This is a genomic window from Herbaspirillum sp. DW155 (genome assembly GCF_037076565.1).
Taxonomy (GTDB): Bacteria; Pseudomonadota; Gammaproteobacteria; order Burkholderiales; family Burkholderiaceae_D; genus Herbaspirillum.
This window is the reverse complement of record NZ_AP029028.1, coordinates 3,664,175-3,686,445: the sequence shown is the minus strand read 5'-3', so window position 1 is coordinate 3,686,445 and position 22,271 is coordinate 3,664,175. Positions and strand designations below refer to the sequence as shown.

Annotated in this window: 21 protein-coding genes; 17 read left to right on the top strand and 4 right to left on the bottom strand. The window is 63.7% G+C overall.

Going from position 1 to position 22,271, the window contains the following annotated elements:
• Window positions 1–100: 100 nt before the first annotated feature.
• The 6 genes from yddG to AACH55_RS16720 all read left to right on the top strand — a co-directional run bounded on the left by yddG (window position 101) and on the right by AACH55_RS16720 (window position 6,859).
• Window positions 101–994, top strand: coding sequence for an aromatic amino acid DMT transporter YddG (gene yddG / locus AACH55_RS16745; RefSeq protein ID WP_338715793.1), 894 nt, complete (start codon window positions 101–103; stop codon window positions 992–994).
• A gap of 168 nt (window positions 995–1,162) precedes the next feature.
• Window positions 1,163–1,870 carry an energy transducer TonB gene (locus tag AACH55_RS16740; protein ID WP_338715792.1) on the top strand — a complete coding sequence of 236 codons (708 nt, stop codon included), beginning with the start codon at window positions 1,163–1,165 and terminating at the stop codon, window positions 1,868–1,870.
• A gap of 22 nt (window positions 1,871–1,892) precedes the next feature.
• Window positions 1,893–2,627, top strand: a complete 735-nt coding sequence (locus AACH55_RS16735) for a MotA/TolQ/ExbB proton channel family protein (RefSeq protein ID WP_338715791.1) — start codon at window positions 1,893–1,895, stop codon at window positions 2,625–2,627.
• Window positions 2,627–3,040 carry a biopolymer transporter ExbD gene (locus AACH55_RS16730; protein WP_338715790.1) on the top strand — a complete coding sequence of 138 codons (414 nt, stop codon included), beginning with the start codon at window positions 2,627–2,629 and terminating at the stop codon, window positions 3,038–3,040. The genes AACH55_RS16735 and AACH55_RS16730 overlap by 1 nt, the downstream gene beginning before the upstream one ends.
• 119 nt (window positions 3,041–3,159) lie before the next feature.
• Window positions 3,160–5,274, top strand: a complete 2,115-nt coding sequence (locus AACH55_RS16725) for a TonB-dependent siderophore receptor (protein ID WP_338715789.1) — start codon at window positions 3,160–3,162, stop codon at window positions 5,272–5,274.
• Window positions 5,275–5,323: 49 nt separating this feature from the next.
• The gene (locus tag AACH55_RS16720; RefSeq protein WP_338715788.1) at window positions 5,324–6,859 is read left to right on the top strand and encodes a histidine-type phosphatase; all 1,536 of its coding nucleotides are present in this window, start codon (window positions 5,324–5,326) and stop codon (window positions 6,857–6,859) included.
• On the opposite strand, the gene AACH55_RS16715 is transcribed toward AACH55_RS16720, so the two are convergent.
• Window positions 6,850–7,404 carry a hypothetical protein gene (locus AACH55_RS16715; RefSeq protein ID WP_338720324.1) on the bottom strand — a complete coding sequence of 185 codons (555 nt, stop codon included), beginning with the start codon at window positions 7,402–7,404 and terminating at the stop codon, window positions 6,850–6,852. The two genes, AACH55_RS16720 and AACH55_RS16715, sit on opposite strands and share 10 nt — an antisense overlap.
• Window positions 7,405–7,939: 535 nt before the next feature.
• Between AACH55_RS16715 and hemN the strand changes: the two genes are divergently transcribed.
• The 11 genes from hemN (at window position 7,940) to AACH55_RS16660 (ending at window position 18,855) form a co-directional block, all read left to right on the top strand.
• Entirely contained in the window at window positions 7,940–9,391 is a 1,452-nt protein-coding gene (gene hemN, locus AACH55_RS16710; protein WP_338715787.1) for an oxygen-independent coproporphyrinogen III oxidase, read from the top strand.
• 16 nt (window positions 9,392–9,407) lie between these two features.
• Window positions 9,408–10,259 (top strand): sulfite exporter TauE/SafE family protein, encoded by an 852-nt coding sequence (locus AACH55_RS16705; protein ID WP_338715786.1) that lies wholly within the window; start codon window positions 9,408–9,410, stop codon window positions 10,257–10,259.
• Between the two features lie 2 nt (window positions 10,260–10,261).
• Window positions 10,262–12,778: a heavy metal translocating P-type ATPase gene (locus AACH55_RS16700; RefSeq protein WP_338715785.1), complete on the top strand. Its 2,517-nt coding sequence runs from the start codon at window positions 10,262–10,264 to the stop codon at window positions 12,776–12,778.
• Window positions 12,778–12,951, top strand: a complete 174-nt coding sequence (gene ccoS, locus AACH55_RS16695) for a cbb3-type cytochrome oxidase assembly protein CcoS (RefSeq protein WP_338715784.1) — start codon at window positions 12,778–12,780, stop codon at window positions 12,949–12,951. Before AACH55_RS16700 ends, ccoS begins: the two co-directional genes overlap by 1 nt.
• A 153-nt stretch (window positions 12,952–13,104) precedes the next feature.
• On the top strand, window positions 13,105–14,532 hold the full coding sequence (gene ccoN, locus AACH55_RS16690) for a cytochrome-c oxidase, cbb3-type subunit I (protein WP_338715783.1): 1,428 nt from the start codon (window positions 13,105–13,107) through the stop codon (window positions 14,530–14,532).
• A gap of 12 nt (window positions 14,533–14,544) precedes the next feature.
• Window positions 14,545–15,159 (top strand): cytochrome-c oxidase, cbb3-type subunit II, encoded by a 615-nt coding sequence (ccoO, locus tag AACH55_RS16685; protein WP_338715782.1) that lies wholly within the window; start codon window positions 14,545–14,547, stop codon window positions 15,157–15,159.
• A 4-nt stretch (window positions 15,160–15,163) separates the two neighbouring features.
• The gene (locus AACH55_RS16680; protein WP_338715781.1) at window positions 15,164–15,361 is read left to right on the top strand and encodes a CcoQ/FixQ family Cbb3-type cytochrome c oxidase assembly chaperone; all 198 of its coding nucleotides are present in this window, start codon (window positions 15,164–15,166) and stop codon (window positions 15,359–15,361) included.
• On the top strand, window positions 15,354–16,286 hold the full coding sequence (ccoP, locus tag AACH55_RS16675) for a cytochrome-c oxidase, cbb3-type subunit III (RefSeq protein WP_338715780.1): 933 nt from the start codon (window positions 15,354–15,356) through the stop codon (window positions 16,284–16,286). Before AACH55_RS16680 ends, ccoP begins: the two co-directional genes overlap by 8 nt.
• 149 nt (window positions 16,287–16,435) lie before the next feature.
• Window positions 16,436–17,923: a cytochrome c oxidase accessory protein CcoG gene (gene ccoG / locus AACH55_RS16670; protein ID WP_338715779.1), complete on the top strand. Its 1,488-nt coding sequence runs from the start codon at window positions 16,436–16,438 to the stop codon at window positions 17,921–17,923.
• Window positions 17,924–17,976: 53 nt separating this feature from the next.
• Window positions 17,977–18,522 (top strand): FixH family protein, encoded by a 546-nt coding sequence (locus AACH55_RS16665; protein WP_338715778.1) that lies wholly within the window; start codon window positions 17,977–17,979, stop codon window positions 18,520–18,522.
• 75 nt (window positions 18,523–18,597) lie between these two features.
• Window positions 18,598–18,855: a hypothetical protein gene (locus tag AACH55_RS16660; RefSeq protein ID WP_338715777.1), complete on the top strand. Its 258-nt coding sequence runs from the start codon at window positions 18,598–18,600 to the stop codon at window positions 18,853–18,855.
• 75 nt (window positions 18,856–18,930) lie between these two features.
• Here AACH55_RS16660 and fnr read toward each other — a convergent pair whose 3' ends face one another.
• From fnr to AACH55_RS16645, 3 genes are all read right to left on the bottom strand, one after another.
• On the bottom strand, window positions 18,931–19,779 hold the full coding sequence (fnr, locus tag AACH55_RS16655) for a fumarate/nitrate reduction transcriptional regulator Fnr (protein ID WP_338715776.1): 849 nt from the start codon (window positions 19,777–19,779) through the stop codon (window positions 18,931–18,933).
• Window positions 19,780–20,139: 360 nt separating this feature from the next.
• Complete coding sequence (locus AACH55_RS16650; protein ID WP_338720322.1) at window positions 20,140–21,210, bottom strand: fatty acid desaturase; 1,071 nt, start codon at window positions 21,208–21,210, stop codon at window positions 20,140–20,142.
• 254 nt (window positions 21,211–21,464) lie between these two features.
• Window positions 21,465–22,091 carry an OmpW family outer membrane protein gene (locus AACH55_RS16645; RefSeq protein ID WP_338715775.1) on the bottom strand — a complete coding sequence of 209 codons (627 nt, stop codon included), beginning with the start codon at window positions 22,089–22,091 and terminating at the stop codon, window positions 21,465–21,467.
• Window positions 22,092–22,271 lie beyond the last annotated feature (180 nt).

The window sequence follows — 22,271 nt, the reverse complement described above, 5'->3', positions numbered from 1 at the left end:
CAGGATTCTAACATATCGCCGTTGTCGGCCTCCCGTGCAGGGGAGGGCGGACGAGGAATTGCCCCGTTGCGGTACACTTTGGCGCTTTTGGGCAGGCGCAATGAAGAGCAAGCAGGCAACCCTGATCGGACTGAGTGCGGTGGTCTTGTGGAGCGCCATCGTCGGGCTGATCCGCGGCGTGAGCGAACATCTGGGCGCCACCGGCGGGGCCGCGGCCATCTATACGGTGGCCTCGCTGATCCTGCTGGTTTCGGTTGGCTTGCCGCGTCTGTCGGGTTTCCCGCGCAGGTATCTGCTGTGGGGCAGCGGGCTTTTCGTGGCGTATGAACTGTGCCTGTCGCTGTCCATCGGCTATGCCCATAGCGGCCGCCAGGCCATCGAAGTGGGCATGGTCAACTACCTGTGGCCGACCTTCACGCTGGTGGCCGCGATCCTGTTCGGCGGTCAGCGCGCCACGCTGCTGGTGGTGCCGGGTTTCATTCTGTCCATGCTGGGCATCTGCTGGGTGCTGGGCGGGGACCAGGGGCTGGACCTGGCCGGCATGCTGGACAACATCCGCGACAATCCACTGAGCTATGGCCTGGCTTTCGTGGGGGCATTGATTTGGGCAGCCTACTGCACGGTGACCACGCGCATCGCGCAAGGCAAGAATGGCGTGACGTTTTTCTTCATGTTGGTCGCATTGGCCTTGTGGGCGAAGGTTCTGCTGGGCGGGCATGCGGGTGAACTATCCTTCAGTCTGCCCGCACTGGCGTATCTGCTGCTGGCCGCCGCTGCGATGGGGCTGGGCTATGCGGCCTGGAACGTGGGCATCCTGCATGGCAACGTGACCGTGCTGGCGGGGGCGTCCTATTTCATTCCCGTGTTTTCATCGGCCTTGTCGGCGCTGCTGCTGCGCGCACCATTGCCGCCTTCGTTCTGGATCGGGGCGGCGCTGGTGTGTGCCGGATCGATCCTGTGCTGGCGCGCCACCGTAGGGTGCAGAGGCGCCTGAGACTCCCGGTATCGCGTGTTCAATCCCGTCAGTTGATTTTCCTTACAACTATTTACACTTCATCGGGGATTCCTGACGGCGTTGTAACACAAGCGTAACGGCGAGGTCATGAACGCTCCCTAGACTCCTGCTTTTTTCAAAGCGACACCGCTTCGCGCGGCAAGAGTCATGCAGTCCTCCCTCCCTTATTTTCCGCAGCCTGCGGCGCCGGGCGCAGCCATGCTGCGCAGCGCACGGCCGCTGCTGCTGGTGGTCGCGGCCCACATGGGCTTGCTGTGGCTGGCCACGTCCATGCACGTGGCGCCACCCGCAGCCGTTGCGGTACCTGTACCGCCTGCCGTGATGCTGGCGGTCCTCGAAGCTGCGCCGCAGCCGGCTCAGGCGCCCGCGCCACAGCCTGTGCGCACGGTGCCATTGCTGCGTCCCCAGCCGCACCCGAAGGTCGCTCCCTTGCCGACGCCGGTGAGTGCCGCGCCGTCTGCCGTGACCGCGCCGGCAGCGCCCGTTCCCGCTTCAGCTGCTCCGGCCGCCGCTGCCGAACCGGTGGCCCCGGCGTCCCCGGCATTACCGGCACCGGCTGCTCCCGCCAGGCCGGCGCTGGTCACCAGCGGCGTGCAGTACCTCATTCCTCCTCAACCGGTCTATCCCGCTGCTGCACGGCGTCGTGGCGATGAAGGCGAAGTGCTGCTGCGCGTGCTGATCAATGCCCAGGGTGGCGTGGAGCACATCGCGCTGGAGCGCTCTTCCGGCATTGCCAGCCTCGACCAGGCTGCACGCGAGGCCGTCGCGCGCGCTCGCTTCCAGCCCTATGTCGAGCAGGGCAGGGCACAGCCGGCCTACGTCGTGGTGCCGATCAAATTTCAACTGAACCAGTAATCCCCCCAGAAAGGAAGAAACAATGGATGCAAGCCCTTACGGCCTCTCGGCCTTGTGGACGCAAGGCGATGTCGTTACCAAGGCGGTAGCGGTGTTGTTGACGATGATGTCGGTGGCGTCGTGGTATGTCATCTTGACCAAGGCCGTGCAGCTGTGGCGCTACCGTACCCCCGCCCATGCGGCCGGTCACGCCTTCTGGGAAGCCGGGAACGTCGCTGCCGGCGTCACCGTCCTGGGCCGTGACAATCCCTTTGCCGACCTGGCCAGCGCCGGTCTGGCTGCGGTCGATCATCACACCACCCACCAGGGCCAGCTGCAGGATCGCCTGCCAGTCAGCGAGTGGGTCACGCTGTCGCTGCGTCAGGCCATCGACGAGGCGCAGGCCAGCCTGCAGTCAGGCATGGCGGTGCTGGCTTCGGTCGGATCGACCGCGCCTTTCGTGGGCTTGTTCGGCACCGTCTGGGGCATCTATCACGCCCTGGTGTCCATCGGCAGCAGCGGCCAGGCCAGCATCGACAAGGTGGCCGGTCCCGTCGGTGAAGCGCTGATCATGACGGCGCTGGGCCTGGCGGTGGCCATTCCCGCCACCTTCGGCTACAACGCGCTCCTGCGCGGCAACAAGAGCATCCTCGCGCGGCTGAACAAGTTCGGCTTCGAACTGCATGCCTTGTTCGTCACGGGTGCCCGCGCCGACAGCGCCAGCGGCCCGGCCGAGTCGTCCGCATCCATGCGCCTGCGCGCCCAGGGAGCGGCGTGATGGGCATGGGCTCGCTGTCGGATTCGGACGACGACTTCAATCCCGAAATCAATACGACGCCGCTGGTGGACGTGATGCTGGTGCTGTTGATCATCTTCATCATCACCGTGCCGGTCATGAACAACGCCGTCAAGATCGACCTGCCGCACGCCACCGCCCAGCCCGATACGCTCAAGCCGGACAGTATCAACCTGGCCATCGATGCCGACGGCAAGACCTTCTGGAATGATGAACCGGTCGACCAGGCCCAGCTCAGGCAGCGCATCGGCGCGGCCGCCGCCGGGCCGCAGCCGCCCGAGTTGCACTTGCGCGCGGAACGCACCACGCCTTATGAAAAGGTGGCGCAGGTGATGGCCATGGCCCAGGCAGGCGGATTGGCCAAGATCGGTTTCGTCACCGATCCGCGCCCGTAAGGCGGAGCAGATCCAAACCATACCGAAGGCTGATCGGGCATGTCCAAGAATGTCCAAGTTCGGCCCATACAACAACGCAAGACCATTTCCCTCTCTCAACCCTCCACTGCGAGTTCGATATGATTTCCAGACGTATTGCCACCCCTCGTCCTTCCACCATGCGGCGCGCATTGCTGGGCGCCGGTCTCCTGCTGGGCAGCGCCGGTCCGCTGCTGGCGCAGGCCGATGACAGCGTGCTGCCGCAGATCACCGTGACCGGCGACGCCGACAAGAAGAAGCTGGCCGAGAAGGTCAGCAGTGGTGCCCTCGGTGACCGTTCCGAACTGGAGACGCCGTTTTCCACGCGCGCCGTCAAGAGCGACGAGATCGAAGACCGCCAGGCCACCTCCCTGGCCGAAGTGCTGAAGTACGATGCCAGCGTCACCAACAGCAGCCCCGTCAATGGCACGCACCCGGCCACCATCTCGGTACGCGGCCTGCGTCTGGATGACCTCAACGGCTACAAGATCGATGGCCTGGCCAACATCAACCGCGGCACCGAGATGCCGCTGGAGATGTTCGAGCAGGTGGAAGTGCTCAAGGGCTTGTCGGGCTTCATGTATGGCTTTGGCTCGCCGGGCGGGATCGTCAACTACGTCACCAAGCGTCCCACCGATGACACCTTCTTCGCCACCGACATCGGCTATGCCAGCGGTGGCACATGGAAGGAGCATGTCGATGCCGGTGGCCGTTTCGGCCAAGACCAGCGCTTCGGTTACCGCGTCAACCTGGTCAACGAGAACGGCGATACCGAAGCCGATCACGGCAGCATCAACCGCCAGTCCATCGGCGCATCCTTCGATGCCCGCCTGACCAGCGACCTCACCGTCCGCCTGGATGCCCTCTACCAGCGCCGCATCACCACCGGCGGTACCGACGTCATCGTCAGCGGCTTCAAGATTCCCGCGCCGCTGGCTGGCGACACGCGCCTCTACAGCAATGGCTCCTACACCGACGTCGATTACCGTCTGGTGACCCTGAGCGCGGACTATCGCCTCTCCGATGACTGGAAGACCACCGTCGCCCTGCGCCACTCGGAATCGGTGCGTGTCTACAAGAAAGACCAGTACTACATCACCAGCAACACGGCCAACTACCGTGACCGTGTGACCTCCGAATACCACGGCTACGAATTCAATGAGGCGCAGGCCATGGTCCAGGGCAAGGTGCGCACCGGTTTCCTGCAGCATGAGGTGGTGTTCGGCGCGATGGCGCAGAACCTGCTCTCGACTTCCTCGGTGACCACGCCCAAGCCCTACATCGGTACCGGCAATCTGTACTCGCCGACGATCTACTCGGCCGATGCGGTCAACTACAGCGGCGGTACCTACCGCGATGAAAAGACCACCCAGACCGCATTCTTCGCCAGCGATACGATGAAGTTCGACGAGCGCTGGTCGCTGCTGGCCGGCCTGCGCTATACCAACTACATCGATACGGCCTACACCACCACCAACGCGACCAGTGCCCGCTTCACCGCCAGTCCGTGGACCCCGACGGTGGCGGTGATGTACAAGCCACGCGTCGATACCACGGTCTACGTCAGCTATGCAGAGGCTCTGGAGCAGAGCGCTTCGGCACCGACCAGCACCGTCAACGCCAACCAGACCTTCGCGCCCATCAAGAGCAAGCAGGCCGAAGTGGGTGTCAAGACCGAGCATGACGGCTGGAATGGCAGCCTGGCCTTGTTCCGCATCGAGCGCGGTTCGCAGTACACCAACAGCGCCAACGTCTATGTGGCCGATGGCCAGAGCATCTATCGCGGTGTGGAAGCCAATGGATCGCTGCAACTCACGCGCGACCTGAGCCTGGACGGCAGCGTGATGGTGCTGGGTTCGGAGGTCACTCATGCGGCCGCGGGCGTCAATGGCAAGCGCGTCGTCGGTGCGCCCGAGATGCAGGCCGGTGCGCAGCTGAACTATCGCGTGCCGGGCTTGCCGGGCCTGTCGCTGCATGCGGGTGCGCAGTATGTCGGTACCATGGCGCTGGATTCGGCCAATACCAACATGATTTCGCCCTACAGCCTCTTCGATACCGGTCTGAATTACCGCACCCGCATCGGCGGCCACATGACCACCTGGAGCGCCAACATCACCAATCTGGCCAACCGCAAGTACTGGACCTACTATCAGGAAAACTACCTGAACGTGGGCGCGCCGCGTACCCTGAACCTGAACGTGCGTGCCGAGTTCTGAGGGTGACGGGTTCTCGATACGGAAAGGCTGATATCTCATGATCGGTGGCATGACCTCCCATAAAACTGCCAGGGCCTGGGTCGGGCTGGCCGGCCTGTTGCTGGCGGCCAGCCTGGCGCAGGCCGCCGATCGTGACGATCGCCAGACCAAGACGCCTTATGTCCCACGTCAGGCGATCTCCAGCCTGGAGCCGGTACCTGCCGGCTATGCGCCGGTGTTCACCCAGTTGCTGGCGCGCCACGGTTCCCGTGGCCTGACCGGGATGAAATCCGATCTGGCCCTCTATCGCCTTTGGCAACAGGCCGACCAGGAGCACGCGCTGACCCCGCTGGGTCAGACGCTGGGGCCGGCCTTGCAGGCCATGCTGCGGGCCAATTTCCTGCTGGGAGCGGGCGTGGCCGGCATCAGCGAGCCCGGCTATGGCAACGAGACGCTGGTGGGGCTGCAGGAGCACACCGAGCTGGCGCGACGGATGGTGCAGCGACTGCCCGGCTTGTTCGATGAGTCCAAGTCGGACCAGCGCGAGGTGGTCGTGGTCAGCTCGGGCAAGGATCGTGCAGTGGACAGTGCACAAGCCTTCACGCAGTCGCTGCTGGAGGCCAGACCTGGCTTGCGCGGACATGTGAAGGGGCCGTCCCAGGACGCCTACCTGCTGTATTTCCATCGTCTGCCCAAGACCCCGCCGGCAGAGACGGCCACGCTGCGCCTGCAGACCTGGAAGGATAGCCAGGCCTACCAGGCCTATCAGCATGGCGCAGCGCTGCAGGCGCAACTGGCGCGCATCCGCCAGGATCCGCGCTTGCAGGGCGCGGCCGATGCTGTCCTGTCGCGGCTCTTCCGGCCGGATTTCCTTAAGCGCCTTGAGCAGGGGGGCTACCGTTTCAGCAACAGCGGCACGCTGAGCTTTGCCAGCGAGGATGGACGGTATACCAACACCCTGACCGGCGACGGCCGCAGCGTCATCGCCAACGGTGTGCAGGCGGCCTGGGCGCTGTATGACCTGTATGCCATCAGCGCCGGGATGAGCGCCGAACTGGAGCGGGCTGGCAGCAATGTGAAGAGTTTTGCAGGTGTCATGCCGCCCACGGCGGCGCAGGTCTTCGCCGAAGCCGAAGAGGCTGAAGATTTCTACAGCAAGGGGCCGGGCATGGTGGAGCAGGGCGATGTGACCTGGCGCATGGCGCGCATCCTGCTGCAGGATTTCTTTGACGAGGCCGACGCCATTGACCGTGGCCAGCGCCAGCATCTGGCCAAGCTGCGCTTTGCCCATGCCGAGATCGTCATTCCGCTGGCCACCCTGATGGGTCTGCCGGGCGCCGCGCAGCAGGTGGACGAGCGTGAACCCTATGCACCGGCCCGCAATGGCTGGCGCGGCGCGCAGATTGCGCCGATGGCCGCCAACCTGCAATGGGACATGTTTGCCGATGCAGCAGGACGCACCGTGGTGCGCCTGCTGTACAACGAAGCAGAAGTGGATTTCAAGCCGTCCTGTGATGCCGCCAGGATCTCACCCGGCAGCCACTACTACGACTACCACGCCTTGCGGGCCTGTTACGCACAGGCCCTTGCGGGCGGTCAGAACTGATAGCTCACGCCCAGGCGCAGCACGGGGTACAGGTTGTAGCCGTGTACCTTGTCGCTGAGCTGAGCGTTTTCCGCCGCGATGTCGGTAGCCAGACGCGAGCAGATGGCGGCCGGCGCGTTGCAGCCGGAGTTGCTCACCGAGGTGGACGCATTGCCTTGGAACATCACGCCCACATCCGCCGTGAAGCCCCAGCCCGACTTACCCGGCGCAGCCGCATTGCCATAGCCCAGGCCCACGTAGGGCGCGAACTTCTTGAAATCGATGCGGCCATCGACCTGGCCCGCCTGGGAGGCGGTATAGACGTTGCCATTGAACGTATAGACGCCGTTGGCCTTGGGCTTGCCGGTGGCATCGATCTTGTTGCCGTTGTAGATCACGCCGCCGGAGAGGCGGAAACCATTGTCGAACGGGAACCAGTCCAGCAGCGCATCGAAGGTGCGCAGCTTGGCTTTGGCGTCATAGTTCACATCATTGGTGCTTGAATTGAACGAATAATCAAAGTAGTTGACCCCGAAGCGGGCGTTGAGCTGCTGCGCCAGCGGCACGCTCAGGTGGACGCCCACGCCAGTGGTGCCGACTTCGCCGCTCACGCCGAGGTTGGCCGCCTGGGCGGTGCTGCCAAGGGCAGCCAGACTGATGAGACAAGCGCAGGAAAGTTGGAAACGATGCACGAAAAAATCCCCCGGGAGTGATGATGAACTGGTTGGCCAACAGGAACTGGCCAGACGGTCAGGTGCCGTCCATCGCAGGCTAGGGTTTGCCCATCGTTCTGTAAAGCAGAACAATGCCGAAGGGCAACAAAAAACCGGTGAGGGACCGCGTGCAGTGTCATTTGCGCCACGGAACGCGGTCGCAGGTCGGATTTTTGATGTCGTCCCGCCAACGGAATCAGTAGCGCCAACAGCGCCAATACGAGCGACCTGCGGCACGGGCCACCCCCTTTGATGCATATCAATGCGATCCTGCAATGATCTGGCTATCCTGCAAACTCCAGTCAATACCAGCTCGCCCGGTGGGCTCGCGGCCCAGCGCATGTGCGCGCCGCGTCAGTCCGGCGTGGCAGCCGGCCAGGAGCATCGCATGCAAGTCGCCCATCCGTCCACCCTGCACCCATCCGCCAGTATCGCCGGCATGAACAAGGCCGTCCTGCGCAAAATGGACCAGCGTGGCCCGCGTTATACCTCCTATCCGACCGCAGACCGCTTTTCCAGCGACTTCGCCGTCACCGATTACCTGCATGCAGTGTCCGACCGCCGCAACATGAGCGCCTGGCGCGCTTTGTCGCTGTATCTGCACATTCCGTTCTGCGACACCATCTGCTACTACTGCGCCTGCAACAAGATCGTGACCAAGAACCGCGCCAAGGCTGCGCTCTACCTGAGCTACCTCAAGCGCGAGATCAGCATGCAGGGCTCGCTGTTCTCCGGCATGAACCAGGTGGAGCAACTGCACTTCGGTGGCGGTACGCCCACTTACCTGTCCGACGAGCAGATGTCCGACCTGATGGACCACATCCGCCATAGCTTCACGCTGGCACCGGATCATGTCGGCGAATACTCGATCGAGATCGATCCCCGTACGGTGTCGGTGCAACGTGTGCACAAGCTGCGCGAGCAGGGCTTCAACCGTATCAGCCTGGGCGTGCAGGACTTCGACCCGGAAGTGCAACTGGCGGTGAACCGCGTGCAATCCGAGGAGCAGACCCTGCAGATCATAGCGGCAGCGCGTGAGGCCGGCTTCCGCTCGGTCAGCATCGACCTGATCTACGGCCTGCCCAAGCAGAACGTGATATCCATGTCGCGCACCCTGGCCAAGGTCATCGCGGCCAGCCCGGATCGCATCGCCGTCTACAACTATGCGCACATGCCCCAGCTGTTCAAGACCCAGCGCCAGATCAAGGAAGAAGACCTGCCCAGCGCCGACAGCAAGCTGGACATGCTCTCGCTGTGCATCCGCCAGCTGACCGGCGCCGGCTACGTCTACATCGGTATGGATCACTTCGCCAAGCCCACCGACGACCTGGCCATCGCCCAGCAGCAGGGACGTTTGCACCGCAACTTCCAGGGCTATTCCACCCATTCGGAGACCGACCTGGTGGCCTGCGGCGTCTCGGCCATCAGCGCCGTGGGTGGCAGCTACAGCCAGAACGAGAAGACCCTGGACGGCTACTACGCCCGCCTGGAAAATTCCACCCTGCCCATCGCGCGCGGTATCCAGCTGGGCATGGATGATGTGCTGCGCCGGCTCATCATCCAGCGTCTGATGTGCAATTTCGAGCTGTCCATCAATTCGCTGGAGATCGCCTATCCCATCGTCTTCCGCGAATACTTCGCTTCCGAGATGGAGCAACTGAAGCAACTGGCAGAGGACGGCCTGATCAACATCGAACCCGAATGGATCACCGTCGAGCCCAAGGGCCGCCTGCTGATCCGCAACATCTGCATGGTGTTCGACCGCTACCTGACGCAGGACCGCGAGAAAGCCGCGAGCCAGAACAAGGACGCACCGCAGCGCTATTCGCAGACCGTGTGAGCCGGGCGGAGCGCACGTGAACCTGCTGCCGATCTTCCTGGTAGGCCTGATGGGCAGCGTCCATTGCATCGGCATGTGCGGCGGCATCGTCGGCGCACTCAGTTCGGCCGGACCGGCCCGTGCGTCCGCCGTTCCCGTACAGGCGCCGGCTCAGGCCGCGCTGGCGGTGCCGCAGGGCCGTCCCGTTCATCGCATCATTCCGCTTCATATCGCCGGGCCCGCCCAGGTACATGCCTTCGGGCAGGACCTGGTGCGCGTGCTCGGCTACAACCTCGGCCGCCTGTCCAGCTACGCGCTGGCCGGTGCCCTGGCCGGTGGCATCGCCGCCGGCCTGCTGCGTGGTGCCGACGTGCTGGGCTGGATGGCGCCGGCGCAGAAGGTGGCCTACGTCATGACCAACCTGGTGCTGATCCTGCTGGGGCTGTATCTCACCCAGTGGTGGAGCGGCATGTCGCGCATGGAGCAGCTGGGCAGCGGCCTGTGGGCGCGCCTGCGTCCGCACGCGGCGCGGCTGGTGCCGGTCGATACGCCAGCCAAGGCGCTGCTGCTGGGCAGCCTGTGGGGCTGGCTGCCGTGCGGGATGGTCTACAGCGCCTTGCTTACCGCGCTTATGGCCGGCAGTGCCGTGCAGGGTGCGCTGACCATGTTGGCCTTCGGTGCCGGAACCTTGCCCGTGCTGCTGGCGGCCGGACTTTCGGTTGCACGCCTGCGCCAGCTGGCGGCGCGGCCCTGGGTGCGGCGCAGTGCCGGGGTGGTGGTACTGGCCTTCGGCCTGCTGGGCTTGTTGCGCGCCGCCGAGATCGGTGGCCTGGGCATCGCCCGTGGCTGGATCGATGTGTTCTGTGTCAGTCCGGTGCATGGAGGCTGAGCATGGTCAATGAAGAAAATACAAAGGCGAGCCTGTGTTTCCACTGCGGCCAGCCGGTGCCATCCGGCCAGTCCTGGACGCTGGACATCGGCGGCGCTACGCGCGAGCTGTGCTGCGTGGGTTGCCAGAGCGTGGCCCGACTCATCGTCGATAGCGGATGTGAAGATTTCTACCTGCGCCGCACCGTTCCCTCTGCGCGCGTCGATCCCGAACAATTGCTGCCCCCCGAGCTGGCCCTGCTGGATCTGCCGGCGCAGCCAGCCGATGGTGTTGCTGCTGCCAGCGATGACCAGGCCAGCGAGCTGGTGCTCTCCATCGATGGCTTGCGCTGCGCTGCCTGCGTCTGGCTGATCGAAAAATATCTGGCGCGCCTGCCCGGCATCGAAATGGCCGAGCTCAATGTGGCCAGTGCCCGCCTGCATATCCGCCGCGATCCGGATCAATGTTCCACCTCGTCCATCCTGCGCGGCCTGCATGGTCTGGGCTATACCGCCTATCCCTTCGATCCGCTGCGCCAGGGCGAGCAGGCGCGCCGTGCCTCACGCCGACTGTTCCGTCAGTTGTTCATCGCCGGACTGTCGATGATGCAGGTAATGATGTATGCCATCCCGGTCTACATGACCCATGAAGGCATCGATCCCGACATGATGGCGCTGATGCGCTGGGCCAGCCTGTTCCTGACCATTCCCGCCGTGTTCTATTCGGCCCTGCCGTTCTTCACCGGTGCCTGGGCCGGCTTGCGCGCGCGCTCGCCGGGCATGGACCTGCCGGTAGCCATCGGCATCGCCGCCGCGTTCACCGGCAGCGCCATCGCCACCTGGCGCGGCGAGGGCGAGATCTGGTTCGATAGCGTGAGCATGTTCATCTTCCTGCTGCTGGCCAGTCGTTACCTGGAGACGGCGGCAAGACGCAAGTCGGCCGCGGCGCTGGAACGCATGCAGCAGGCTTTCCCGGCCTCGGCGCTGGTGTTGCGTGACTATCCGCAACAACGCGAGACGAGCTTGGTGGCGGCTGCGCAATTGCAGGCCGGCGACGTGATCCTGGTCCGGCCCGGCGATACCATCGCCGCCGATGCCTGCCTGATCGAAGGTGTGGCCGAACTGGACCTGGCGCTGCTGTCCGGCGAGAGCCGCCCGCAGACTTTCCAGCTCGGCCAGGAAGCGCCCGGTGGTGCCGTCAACCTGAGCCAGCCGGTGTTGCTGCGCGTGGTGCGCAGTACCCGCGACAGCACACTGGCCGCCATCACCCGCCTGGCCGAACAGGCCGGGCAGGGCAAGCCGGCCCTGGCCCAGTGGGCCGATGTGGTGGCGTCGCGCTTCGTGGTGGCCTTGCTGCTGTTGGCGGCCATCACCTTCGTGGCGTGGCATATGATCGATCCTTCCCGCGCCTGGGCCACGGCCATCGCCGTGCTGGTGGTGTCCTGCCCGTGCGCGCTGTCGCTGGCCACGCCTTCGGCCCTGGCGGCAGCGACCGACCGCCTGTTGCGCGAAGGTACCCTGGTGGTGCGCGGTAACGTGCTGGAAACCCTGCAGCGCGCCGATACCATCCTGTTCGACAAGACCGGCACGCTCACCCAGGGCCGGCCGCAGCTGACGGCCCTCTGGAGCAGCATTCCCCAAGAGCGCGCGCTGTCACTGGCTGCCGCCATGGAGCGCGGCAGCCTGCATCCGCTGGCCAGGGCGCTGGTGGAGGAGGCCGAGCGCCGCAGCATCGCCGCCTGCGAGGTCGCACAGCTCGGTTCGGTCACCGGCGCCGGCATGCACTGCCTCATCGATGGCGTGCCGTATCGTCTCGGCGCGCGCCGTTTCGTGGCCGAGATCGCCGGCGATGTCATCCCGCCCGCACTGAGCCAGCCCGCTTCGGCGGCAGCCGGTTCGGTCTACCTGGGCAACAGCAGCGGCTGGCTGGCGCGCTTCGATCTGGCCGATGCACTGCGTGCGGATGCGGTACAAACCGTCGCGGCTTTCCGCGCGCAGGGCTTGCGCGTGATCCTGCTCAGTGGCGACCAGCCCGAGGTCTGCGCCGAGGTGGCCGCGACCGTGGGCATCCGCGAAGTGATCGCCGGCTGCACGCCGCAGCGCAAGCTGGAGGTGGTGCGCGAATTGCAGCAGGGTGGGGCGGTGGTGGCCATCGTTGGCGATGGCATCAATGATGCGGCCATGCTGCGCGCCGGTGACGTTTCCTTTGCCATGGGCAAGGGCGCGGCGCTGGCCCAGGTCAGTGCCGATGCCGTCATCATGAGCGACCGCCTCGCGGCCGTGGCGCAGTGCGCGCACATGGCCCGGCGCACCATGCGCATCGTGCGCCAGAACCTGGTGTGGGCCAGCGTCTACAACTTCCTCGCCATTCCGGCCGCCGCCTTCGGTTTGCTCGATCCGTGGATGTCGGCCGTGGGCATGTCGGCCAGCTCCCTGCTGGTGGTCGGCAATGCCTTGCGCCTGAGCCGCGCCACACGCGTGGCGGAGCCGGTGCCTGCCCCCGCTGCTGCAGGCCAGCCCGCGCTGGCAGGAGGAGCCTGATGGAAGCGCTCTACCTGCTCATTCCGCTGAGCACCTTGCTGGTCTTCCTGGCGATCTGGGTGTTCTTCCGCGCCTCCGACGGCGGTCAGTTCGATGACCTCGAAGGGCCGGCCATGCGTATCCTCAACGATGACGATACGACACCCGAGCAGCACCGCCCGGACCTTCCCTGAAGCTTCATTTCAAGCACCGCTGCGTGATGTTTTTTGATCGCGGTCAGTTAGTTTTTGCCCAAGCCCGTTCCCACTTGATACACGTCAATGCCCTGCCGGTGCAGGTTCCGTAAGCTCGCATTGAACAATACTCAACATAGTGGGGAGAGTTTCGTGAGCAAAGAAAATAGCTACAACTACACGGTTGTGCGCCAATTCACCGTGGCGACCATCCTGTGGGGCGTAGTCGGTATGCTGGTCGGTGTGATCATCGCCGCCCAGCTGGCATGGCCCGAACTGAACATGGGGATACCCTGGCTGAGCTTCGGCCGGTTACGTCCCTTGCATACCAACGCAGTGATCTTTGCCTTCGGCGGCTGCGCGCTGATGGCAACCTCGTATTACGTCGTCCAGCGCACCTGCCAGGTGCGGCTGTTCTCCGACTTCCTCGCAGCCTTCACCTTCTGGGGCTGGCAACTGGTGATCGTCGGTGCGGCCATCACGCTGCCGATGGGGCTGACGCGCGGCAAGGAATACGCCGAGCTGGAGTGGCCGATCACCATCCTCATCGCCGTGGTCTGGGTGGCCTACGCCGTGGTGTTCTTCGGCACCCTGATCAAGCGCAAGGTCAAGCACATCTACGTGGCGAACTGGTTCTACGGCGCCTTCATCATCGCCGTGGCCATCCTGCACATCGTCAACGGCATGACCATGCCGGCCACGCTCACCAAGTCGTACTCCATGTACAGCGGTGCGCAGGATGCCATGATCCAGTGGTGGTACGGTCACAATGCGGTGGGCTTCTTCCTGACCGCCGGCTTCCTGGGCATGATGTATTACTTCATCCCCAAGCAGGTCAACCGTCCGGTGTATTCCTACCGTCTGTCGATCGTGCACTTCTGGGCACTGATCTTCACCTACATGTGGGCCGGTCCGCACCATCTGCACTACACCGCGCTGCCTGACTGGACGCAATCGCTGGGCATGGTGTTCTCGCTGATCCTGCTGGCACCGTCCTGGGGTGGCATGATCAACGGCATGATGACGCTCTCGGGCGCCTGGCACCAGTTGCGTACCGATCCCATCCTGAAGTTCCTGGTGGTCTCGCTGTCCTTCTACGGCATGTCCACCTTCGAAGGTCCGATGATGGCCATCAAGACCGTCAACGCCTTGTCCCATTACACCGACTGGACCATCGGCCACGTGCACTCCGGCGCGCTGGGCTGGGTCGGCTTCGTCACCATGGGGGCGATGTATTACCTGATTCCGCGTCTGTCGGGCAAGACCCAGATGTGGAGCAAGGATTTGATCGAGATCCACTTCTGGGTCGCCACCATCGGCATCGTGCTCTACATCGCCGCCATGTGGATCGCCGGCGTGATGCAGGGCCTGATGTGGCGCGCGGTCAATGCCGACGGCACCCTGACCTACAGCTTCGTCGAAGGCGTCAAGGCAACCTATCCGTACTACATCATTCGTCTGATGGGCGGCCTGATGTACCTGTCCGGCATGCTGGTGATGGCCTACAACACCTGGCGCACCATGCGCGGCACCGAACTGGCTGTCGCACCGATTCCTGCCGTGACCAACGCTGCGCACTGATTGGGGGAAAGTATGAAGTTTTCGCATGAATGGATTGAGAAGAACCCCTGGCTGCTTATTGGCCTGGTGCTGCTGGTGGTCAGTGTGGGTGGCCTGGCCGAGATCGTGCCGCTGTTCTTCCAGAAATCGACCACCGAGCCGATCGCTGGCCTGAAGCCCTACTCGGCCCTGCGCCTGGCAGGCCGCGACATCTACATCCGCGAGGGCTGCTACAACTGCCACTCGCAGATGATCCGTCCGCTGCGTGCCGAAACCGAGCGCTATGGCCACTATTCGGTGGCCGGCGAGTCGGTCTACGACCACCCCTTCCAGTGGGGTTCCAAGCGTACCGGTCCGGACCTGGCCCGCGTGGGTGGCCGTTACAGCGATGAATGGCATCGCGCCCACCTGCACAATCCGCGTGATGTAGTGCCGGAGTCCAACATGCCGGCCTACCCGTGGCTGGAGCAGGCCAAGCTGGACAACTACGACATCGTTGCGCGCATGAAGGCACTGAAGCGCATCGGCGACCCGTACACCGAAGATGACATCAAGAATGCCCCGGCCGAACTGGTCGGCAAGACCGAACAGGATGCGCTGATCGCCTACCTGCAAGGCCTGGGTATCCTGATCAAGGCGGAGAGATAAGACCATGATTGAAATGTTGACCGATCCACGCAGCCTGATCACGCTGATCAGCTTCGTCACCTTTGCCGGCATTCTGTGGTGGACCTATGTCGGCCACAAGCCCGCTGACTTCAAGCAAGCCGAGATGATCCCCTTCGCCGATGGCGACATCGGCCAGCCCGCCGCCGCCGACAGCAGCGACAAGGAGGTGCGTCATGGCTGATTTCACCAATGGTTTCTGGAACCTCTGGATCATCGTCCTGACCGTGCTGGGCATCGCCGGCTGCGCGCTGCTGCTGTGGCAGCAGTCCAGCTGGAAGGTCAAGAAGGGCGACCAGCCCGTCGCCGGTTCGACCACCGGCCACGTCTGGGACGAAGACCTGACCGAACTGAACAACCCGCTGCCACGCTGGTGGATGTGGCTGTTCTACCTGACCATCTTCTTCTCGGTGGGCTACCTGATCGCTTACCCCGGCCTGGGCAACCTGCCCGGCACTCTGGGCTGGCATTCCACCAGCGAGCACGATGCCGACGTCAAGCAGGCTGAAGCCAAGTACGGACCGCTCTTCGACAGCTACCTCAAGCAAGACCTGAAGGTGGTGGCTGCCGACCCGCAGGCTCATGCCATCGGCGAGCGTCTGTTCCTGACCTACTGCGCGCAGTGCCACGGTTCGGATGCGCGCGGCAACAAGGGCTTCCCCAACCTGACCGACAACGACTGGCTGCATGGCGGTACCCCCGAGATCATCAAGGAAACCATCCTCAAGGGTCGTCACGGTGTCATGCCGCCCATGGCTGCGGCGGTGGGCAGCGCCCAGGACGTCGATAACGTCGCCAACTACGTGCTGAGCCTGTCCGGTTCCGCCCATGATCCGATCAAGGCCGAGCTGGGCAAGCCCAAGTTCGCGGCTTGCGCGGCCTGCCACGGCGCTGGCGGCGTGGGTAACCAGACCATCGGTGCGCCCAACCTGAGCGACAAGATCTGGCTCTATGGCGGCAGCATCGACACCATCAAGGAAACCATCAACAAGGGCCGCGACAACACCATGCCGGCGTTTGGCGAATTCCTCGGTGAACCCAAGGTGCACGTGCTGGCAGCCTATGTCTGGAGCTTGTCCAACAAGCCCAGCAACGCCGCTGCGAAGTAACACGGCATGTGCAGTTGAACCCGCGCCGGGGCCGACGCAGACACAGATCTGCGCGGCCCCGGCGTTCTTCGTGAAGGCCATCATGACCATGATGGCCGCGCCCGGCCAAGGGGCGCACAACAGAGAGCGAAAGCAGAGCAGGCAAGATCATGAACAAGGCCGCAATGACACCCAGGCAGGGCAAGGAAGGGGACCCGCCGCCCCAGGCTGATGCGCAGCGGGACCAAGGCAGCAAGGACGGCAAGGACGATTACGCCGTCGTGCGCATGTATGCCGCCCGTGAGCAAATTTATCCGCGTGAGATCCAGGGACGTTTCGCCAGCCTGCGCTGGTTGTGCGTGTTCCTGACCCAGCTGGTCTTCTACGGCCTGCCGTGGATCAACTGGAACGGGCGCCAGGCCGTGCTGTTCGACCTGGCCGCGCGCAAGTTCTACCTGTTCGGCCTGGTGCTGTGGCCGCAGGACTTCATCTGGCTGGCCGCGCTGCTGATCATTTGCGCCTTCAGCCTGTTCCTCTTCACGGCCATCGCCGGTCGCGTGTGGTGCGGCTATGCCTGTCCGCAGACGGTCTATACCGAGATCTTCCTCTGGATCGAACGCCGCATCGAAGGCAACCGCAGCGCCCGCATGCGCCTGGACCGCCAGCCCTGGTCGTTCGACAAGCTCTGGCGCAAGTCCGCCAAGCACTTCGCCTGGGCCAGCGTGGCCCTGTGGACCGGCATCAGCTTCGTCGGCTACTTCTCGCCCATCCGTGATCTGCTGCCGGAAATCGGCCGCTTCGCACTCGGGCCGTGGGAGAGCTTCTGGATCGTCTTCTACGCCTTCGCCACCTACGGCAATGCCGGCTGGATGCGCGAGCAGGTGTGCAAGTACATGTGCCCGTATGCACGCTTCCAGAGCGCCATGTTCGACCGCGACTCGCTGGTCATCACCTATGACGATGCCCGGGGCGAGCCGCGCATGCCGGTGGCCAAGGCGGCCAGGTTGAAGGAGGGCAGCAAGGCCGGGGATTGCATCGACTGCACCATGTGCGTCCAGGTCTGCCCGACCGGCATCGACATCCGCCAGGGCCTGCAATACATGTGCATCGGTTGCGCAGCCTGCGTGGATGCCTGCGACAGCGTGATGGACAAGATCGACCGCCCGCGCGGCCTGATCCGCTATTCCACCGAGAACGCCATCGAGCAGGGCTTCTCCACGCCGGAAATCCGGCGCCGCCTGTTCCGTCCGCGCATCCTGATCTATACCGCCATCCTGGGCACGGTCATCAGCCTGTTCCTGGGTTCGCTGGTGGTGCGTACACCGCTGAAGCTGGACGTCATCCGCGACCGGGGCTCCATGGGCCGCGAAGTGGAAGACGGCATCATCGAAAACGTCTACCGCCTGCAGGTCATCAACACCGATGAACGCGGCCATCGCTATCGCATCAGCGCCAGCGGCATCGAAGGACTGACCGTCGATCCGGCCGGCCCCATCGAACTGGCCGCCACCCAGACCCTGATGGTGCCGGTGCGGGTGAGGGCGCCTCATGGCGCAGGCGAGTCAGGCTCCAACAAGATTCATATCGAATTGCAGGCTGAGGATCAGCCCGCATTGCATGTCAGCGAAAAGGCCGTCTTCCTGGTGCCGCGCCGCTGAGGCATGCAGGCGGCGCAATCCACATGAACTTAACGTCATATCGAGAGGAAACCATGCAAACCATCGCCCCCAAGCTTGCCAATGCCGTTCCCTGGTATCGCCACCGCTGGCCCTGGCTGTTGATGTCGGGTCCGGCCGTGGTGGTGGTGGCGGGCCTGTTCACGGCCTGGCTGGCCATCTCGCAGGCCGATGCCCTGGTCGCGGACGATTATTACAAGCAAGGCAAGGCCATCAACAAGGACCTGCGCCGCGACCATGAGGCGCAGCGTCTGGGCGCTTCCATCGGCATTGCCTATGACCCGGCCAGCGCCGTGCTGCGCGGCCGTCTGCAGATGCGCCAGGCACCCGCCGCCGGCGAGGAAGGCCGCACCCTGGTGTTGAACCTGGTCCACCCGACCCAGCCGGCCAAGGACCGCACGCTGATGGTGCGCACCGCCGCCGACGGCAGCTTCTCGCTGCCGCTGGCGGAACTGGAGCAGGCCCGCTGGCGCCTGGTCGCGGAGGATGGCAGCCATAGCTGGCGCCTGCACGGCAACTGGGTGTGGCCGCAACAGCGCAGCATCGAAATGAATGCGGAGGCCTACGCACCGGCCGAATAATGCGCTAAGCTGGAGTGAAGCCGGCTTCAAGACCGGCCATCTGCGGATGAACATTCATGCGTCAAGGAGACAGCCATGCGCAAACAGCAACGCAATCTCGCCATCGTGGTCTGGGTGGCTTTCCTGATGGCCATCGCGGCCGAGGGTGTGTTCTTTTCCCTGTTCAATCCCGAGGAACTGGCCATGGCCTCCGGCCGTGAATGGCATGCGTTGGGCGCTTATACCATCGGATTCTTTTGCTTCTGGGGGAGTTTTGCCGTCTGCGGCCTGCTGGCCGTGCGGCTGACCCGGGCTCTGCCTCGGGAGCGCCTGCGCCATTACGTCCAGGGCTGAGCGCCCCGGACTTTTTCCTGCTCGTTGTGGTTTGCCGGCCGCTGGCTTGCGGCCTGGCCGTTACCTGGTCGCCGCTTAGTTGCCGGCGCGGCCTGCTGCCGCCTGTACCGGCGTGCAGGCATCCACGCCCGCAGCCAGACGCTTGAGGGCGGGCAGGTCGACCACTTCCACGTCGCGCTGTTCCACGGCCAAGAGACCCTGCTTGCGGAACTTGGAAATGAGACGGCTGATGCTCTCGATGGTCAGGCCGAGATAGTTGCCCACGTCCTGGCGCGTCATGCGCAGCTGGAAGCGCGTCGACGAATAGCCGCGTGCAGCGTAGCGTGAAGACAAGTTCACCAGGAAAGCCGCAAAGCGCTGCTCCGCACGCATGTTCCCCAGCAGCATGATGACGTTCTGTTCGCTGGTGATCTCATGGCTCATCATGCGGTGGAAATGGCGCAGCAGATGCGGGATCTGGCCGAACAGCTGTTCCAGGCGGGCAAACGGGATTTCGCAGACTTCGCTGTCTTGCAGGGCCACCGCATCGCACTGGTGATGCTCGGTGCTGATGGCATCCATGCCCAACAGCTCGCCGGGCATCTGGAAGCCGGTAATCTGGCGGTCGCCGTCGAGGTTTTCCTGGTAGGTCTTGAAGTGGCCCACGCGCACGGCATAGAGGGCGGTGAAGCGGTCGCCGATGCGGTACAGGAAGTCATCGCGCGCCACCTTGCGGCGGCCGATGATCTTGTCCAGGCGTTTCATGTCGGATTCGTCCAGACCCATGGGCAGGCACAACTGGTGCATGCCGCAGGCGGTGCAGCTGCGCAGGGCGGAGCTGGCGGCAGCCTCGCGCGCGGCGCTCAGCGGCGAGCATTGGGTCAGGGGCGCGGCAGCGTTGTTGGCGGCAGCAGCGAGCGAAGTGGAGTGGCAAGGCTGGTTCATACGATGTTCCCGGCGGACATGTGTCAATCGAATGCCTCGATTTTAAGTGCGCGGAACGTGATGGGCAGCACAATATTCCTGAATCAGAAGGCATTACTTGTCTCAGATCAAACTTGGCCCAAGTAATCGCCCGGATGGCATGGCAAGGCCGTTGTCTGCAGGGGAATTTCATTGAAGAGCGTCAGAACTGACGACTTCTGACTGCGTGGCGCAAGGGGGAAGAAGCGGCCTTGATGGGGGAAAGTGGGCGGTATCGCGGGGTTACCGGGGACCCGCGAATGCCCTTCCATGCGACCGTCTTGTTATTGAAACCTCAGATTCTTCGTGGCTATCTGAATGGTGCGACCGGAGGCAAGCGGATCAGACTTGCGCCGTGGTCTTGCTGACTTCGGGCAGCGGCAGCGGGGTGCTGGTGGGGCGGCCACGATAGTCGGTCCAGCACAGGCGCTTGAAGTCGTACAGCTTGCAGCGGCGTGCGGTATCGAAATACCAGCGCCACGAGAACCGTTGAATCACGATGCGGCCCGGCAGCATGGTTTCCAGCTTCTTCTGCGCCTGCTTGAGGCGATACAGCGGCACGCTCATGTCCACGTGGTGCGCGGTGTGCTCCATGATGTGATGCAGCAGGGCACCCCAGTAGCGGCCAAAGGTCAGGTGCACCGTGGTGGAGACGAAGGGTTGCGCAGCAGCCCAGGTGATCTTGTCTTCATACCAGGCCACCGAGGTATGCGTATGGTGTACGTACACGACGAAGCCGATCATGGCCTTCCAGAACAGCAGCGGCAGCGCAAAGCCGGTCGCCAGCAGGGTCCAGAAGGATTGGTCAGTGGCTTGCGCAGCCCAGGCCAGGCCGGCGATCCAGACAGCGGCCACGGCGGTCACCAGCACGCCATCCCAGATGAATTCGGCGCGGCGGGTAGGCATCTGCTTCTTCGAGGGGAAGTACATGCGCTTCCACCACATGTCGATCATGTAGTACAGGCCGGGACCGAAGCCGCTGCGGTAGATGCGCTCCAAGCGCTGGCGCCAGCGCGGCAGGGCGCGGAATTCTTCGAGCGAACGCGGCTGCCAGACGAAATCAAAACCCTTCAGGTTGGTATAACCGTGGTGCACCACGTTGTGGCCGACGGCCCACAGGCTATAGGGCGTCAGCGACGGCATGAACAACAGGCGACCCAGCCAGGTATTGAGCTTGCGGCTGGGCGTGAAGGCCTGGTGGCAGGCATCGTGGCCGAGGATGAACAGGCGCCCGATGATGAAGCCATTGACCACGCCCAGCGCGATCTTGGCCAGCAGCCAGGGGGCCCAGACGATAGCCGCCAGGCTGGCGCCGAACAGGCAGAAGTCCAGCACCGACAGCGCCAGGGCGATGGCCGTGCTGCGCTGGCTGATGGGGATCACCCAGGAGCGGATGATCTTGCGATGGGGCATCGGTGCGCCAGGCGCGACCGGAGTGTTGGGGTGTGAAGTCGTCGACATCGAAATTACCTCTTCCTACTTTCAAACGGTGGACGGGGGAGCATGCCGCAGAGACTGCTCCAGCTAACGCTGCAAGGGCGGATGGCATTGCAAGACATGGCGAGCGGCACACGGCCGTCGCGAAAGCGTTAGCGCTGATCCCAAAAAACAACGCGACCGGTCATCAGAGATGACGGATCGCGCCGTTTGGGTGCGGCAAGAATACCTTAGAAACGGTAACCCACGCCAACGCCGATGAGCCACGGATCGATCTTGACGTTGCTGATCTTGGCGCCGGTAGCGTCCTTCACGTCGCTGGAAATCTGCACCTTCTTGATGTCGAAGTTGATCAGCCAGTTCTTGTTGATCTTGTAGTCGGCACCGATCTGCAGTGCGCCACCGACGCTGCTGCTGTCCAGTTGCAGGCCGCCGGGCAGGTCCACGCTGGAAATGCGGGTGTAGTTGATACCGGCACCAACGTAGGGGCTGAAGGCTGCCTCAGGCATGAAGTGGTATTGCACCAGCAGGGTCGGCGGCAGGTGCTTGAAGCTGCCGATGGTGTTGCCGTTCAGGCGCACGTCCTGCTTTTGCGGGTAGGTCAGCACCAGTTCAGCGGCGATGTTGGGGGTGAAGAAGTAGCTGATGTCGAACTCAGGAATCATCTTCTCGTTGATGGTGATGAGGTCCGAAGCGCCCTTGCCGTTGATCGGGTCAGACTTGTTCTCCGGGCTCAGGTCCACGGCGCGCACGCGCACCAGCCACGGGCTTTGCGCTTCTTGAGCGAAGACGGGAGCAGCAGCGAAGGAAGAAGCCAGAGCTGCCACAGCGGCAGTGAAAGTGACGATTTTTTTCACGGTGTTTTACCTATCGAGTGAGGATGTCCGAAAGGTACGCGTGAAGCTTTCTGCAGGCTTTGATGCCGATCAAGCGCGCTGGCACATGGGGCGAAAATGCAGCAAAGCGAAGGAACAAATGATCAAAAACGACACAAGCCCGGCCTGCAGGAACAGGCACGGGCTTGATCTGCAGAGGCG

Bases quoted from the DNA above. Each gene is read 5' to 3' on its own strand.
- yddG (WP_338715793.1), top strand. From the start codon at position 101: ATGAAGAGCAAGCAGGCAACCCTGATCGGACTGAGTGCGGTGGTCTTG.
- AACH55_RS16740 (WP_338715792.1), top strand. From the start codon at position 1,163: ATGCAGTCCTCCCTCCCTTATTTTCCGCAGCCTGCGGCGCCGGGCGCA.
- AACH55_RS16735 (WP_338715791.1), top strand. From the start codon at position 1,893: ATGGATGCAAGCCCTTACGGCCTCTCGGCCTTGTGGACGCAAGGCGAT.
- AACH55_RS16730 (WP_338715790.1), top strand. From the start codon at position 2,627: ATGGGCATGGGCTCGCTGTCGGATTCGGACGACGACTTCAATCCCGAA.
- AACH55_RS16725 (WP_338715789.1), top strand. From the start codon at position 3,160: ATGATTTCCAGACGTATTGCCACCCCTCGTCCTTCCACCATGCGGCGC.
- AACH55_RS16720 (WP_338715788.1), top strand. From the start codon at position 5,324: ATGACCTCCCATAAAACTGCCAGGGCCTGGGTCGGGCTGGCCGGCCTG.
- hemN (WP_338715787.1), top strand. From the start codon at position 7,940: ATGCAAGTCGCCCATCCGTCCACCCTGCACCCATCCGCCAGTATCGCC.
- AACH55_RS16700 (WP_338715785.1), top strand. From the start codon at position 10,262: ATGGTCAATGAAGAAAATACAAAGGCGAGCCTGTGTTTCCACTGCGGC.
- ccoS (WP_338715784.1), top strand. From the start codon at position 12,778: ATGGAAGCGCTCTACCTGCTCATTCCGCTGAGCACCTTGCTGGTCTTC.
- ccoO (WP_338715782.1), top strand. From the start codon at position 14,545: ATGAAGTTTTCGCATGAATGGATTGAGAAGAACCCCTGGCTGCTTATT.
- AACH55_RS16680 (WP_338715781.1), top strand. From the start codon at position 15,164: ATGATTGAAATGTTGACCGATCCACGCAGCCTGATCACGCTGATCAGC.
- ccoP (WP_338715780.1), top strand. From the start codon at position 15,354: ATGGCTGATTTCACCAATGGTTTCTGGAACCTCTGGATCATCGTCCTG.
- ccoG (WP_338715779.1), top strand. From the start codon at position 16,436: ATGAACAAGGCCGCAATGACACCCAGGCAGGGCAAGGAAGGGGACCCG.
- AACH55_RS16665 (WP_338715778.1), top strand. From the start codon at position 17,977: ATGCAAACCATCGCCCCCAAGCTTGCCAATGCCGTTCCCTGGTATCGC.
- AACH55_RS16660 (WP_338715777.1), top strand. From the start codon at position 18,598: ATGCGCAAACAGCAACGCAATCTCGCCATCGTGGTCTGGGTGGCTTTC.
- fnr (WP_338715776.1), bottom strand. From the start codon at position 19,779: ATGAACCAGCCTTGCCACTCCACTTCGCTCGCTGCTGCCGCCAACAAC.
- AACH55_RS16650 (WP_338720322.1), bottom strand. From the start codon at position 21,210: ATGCCCCATCGCAAGATCATCCGCTCCTGGGTGATCCCCATCAGCCAG.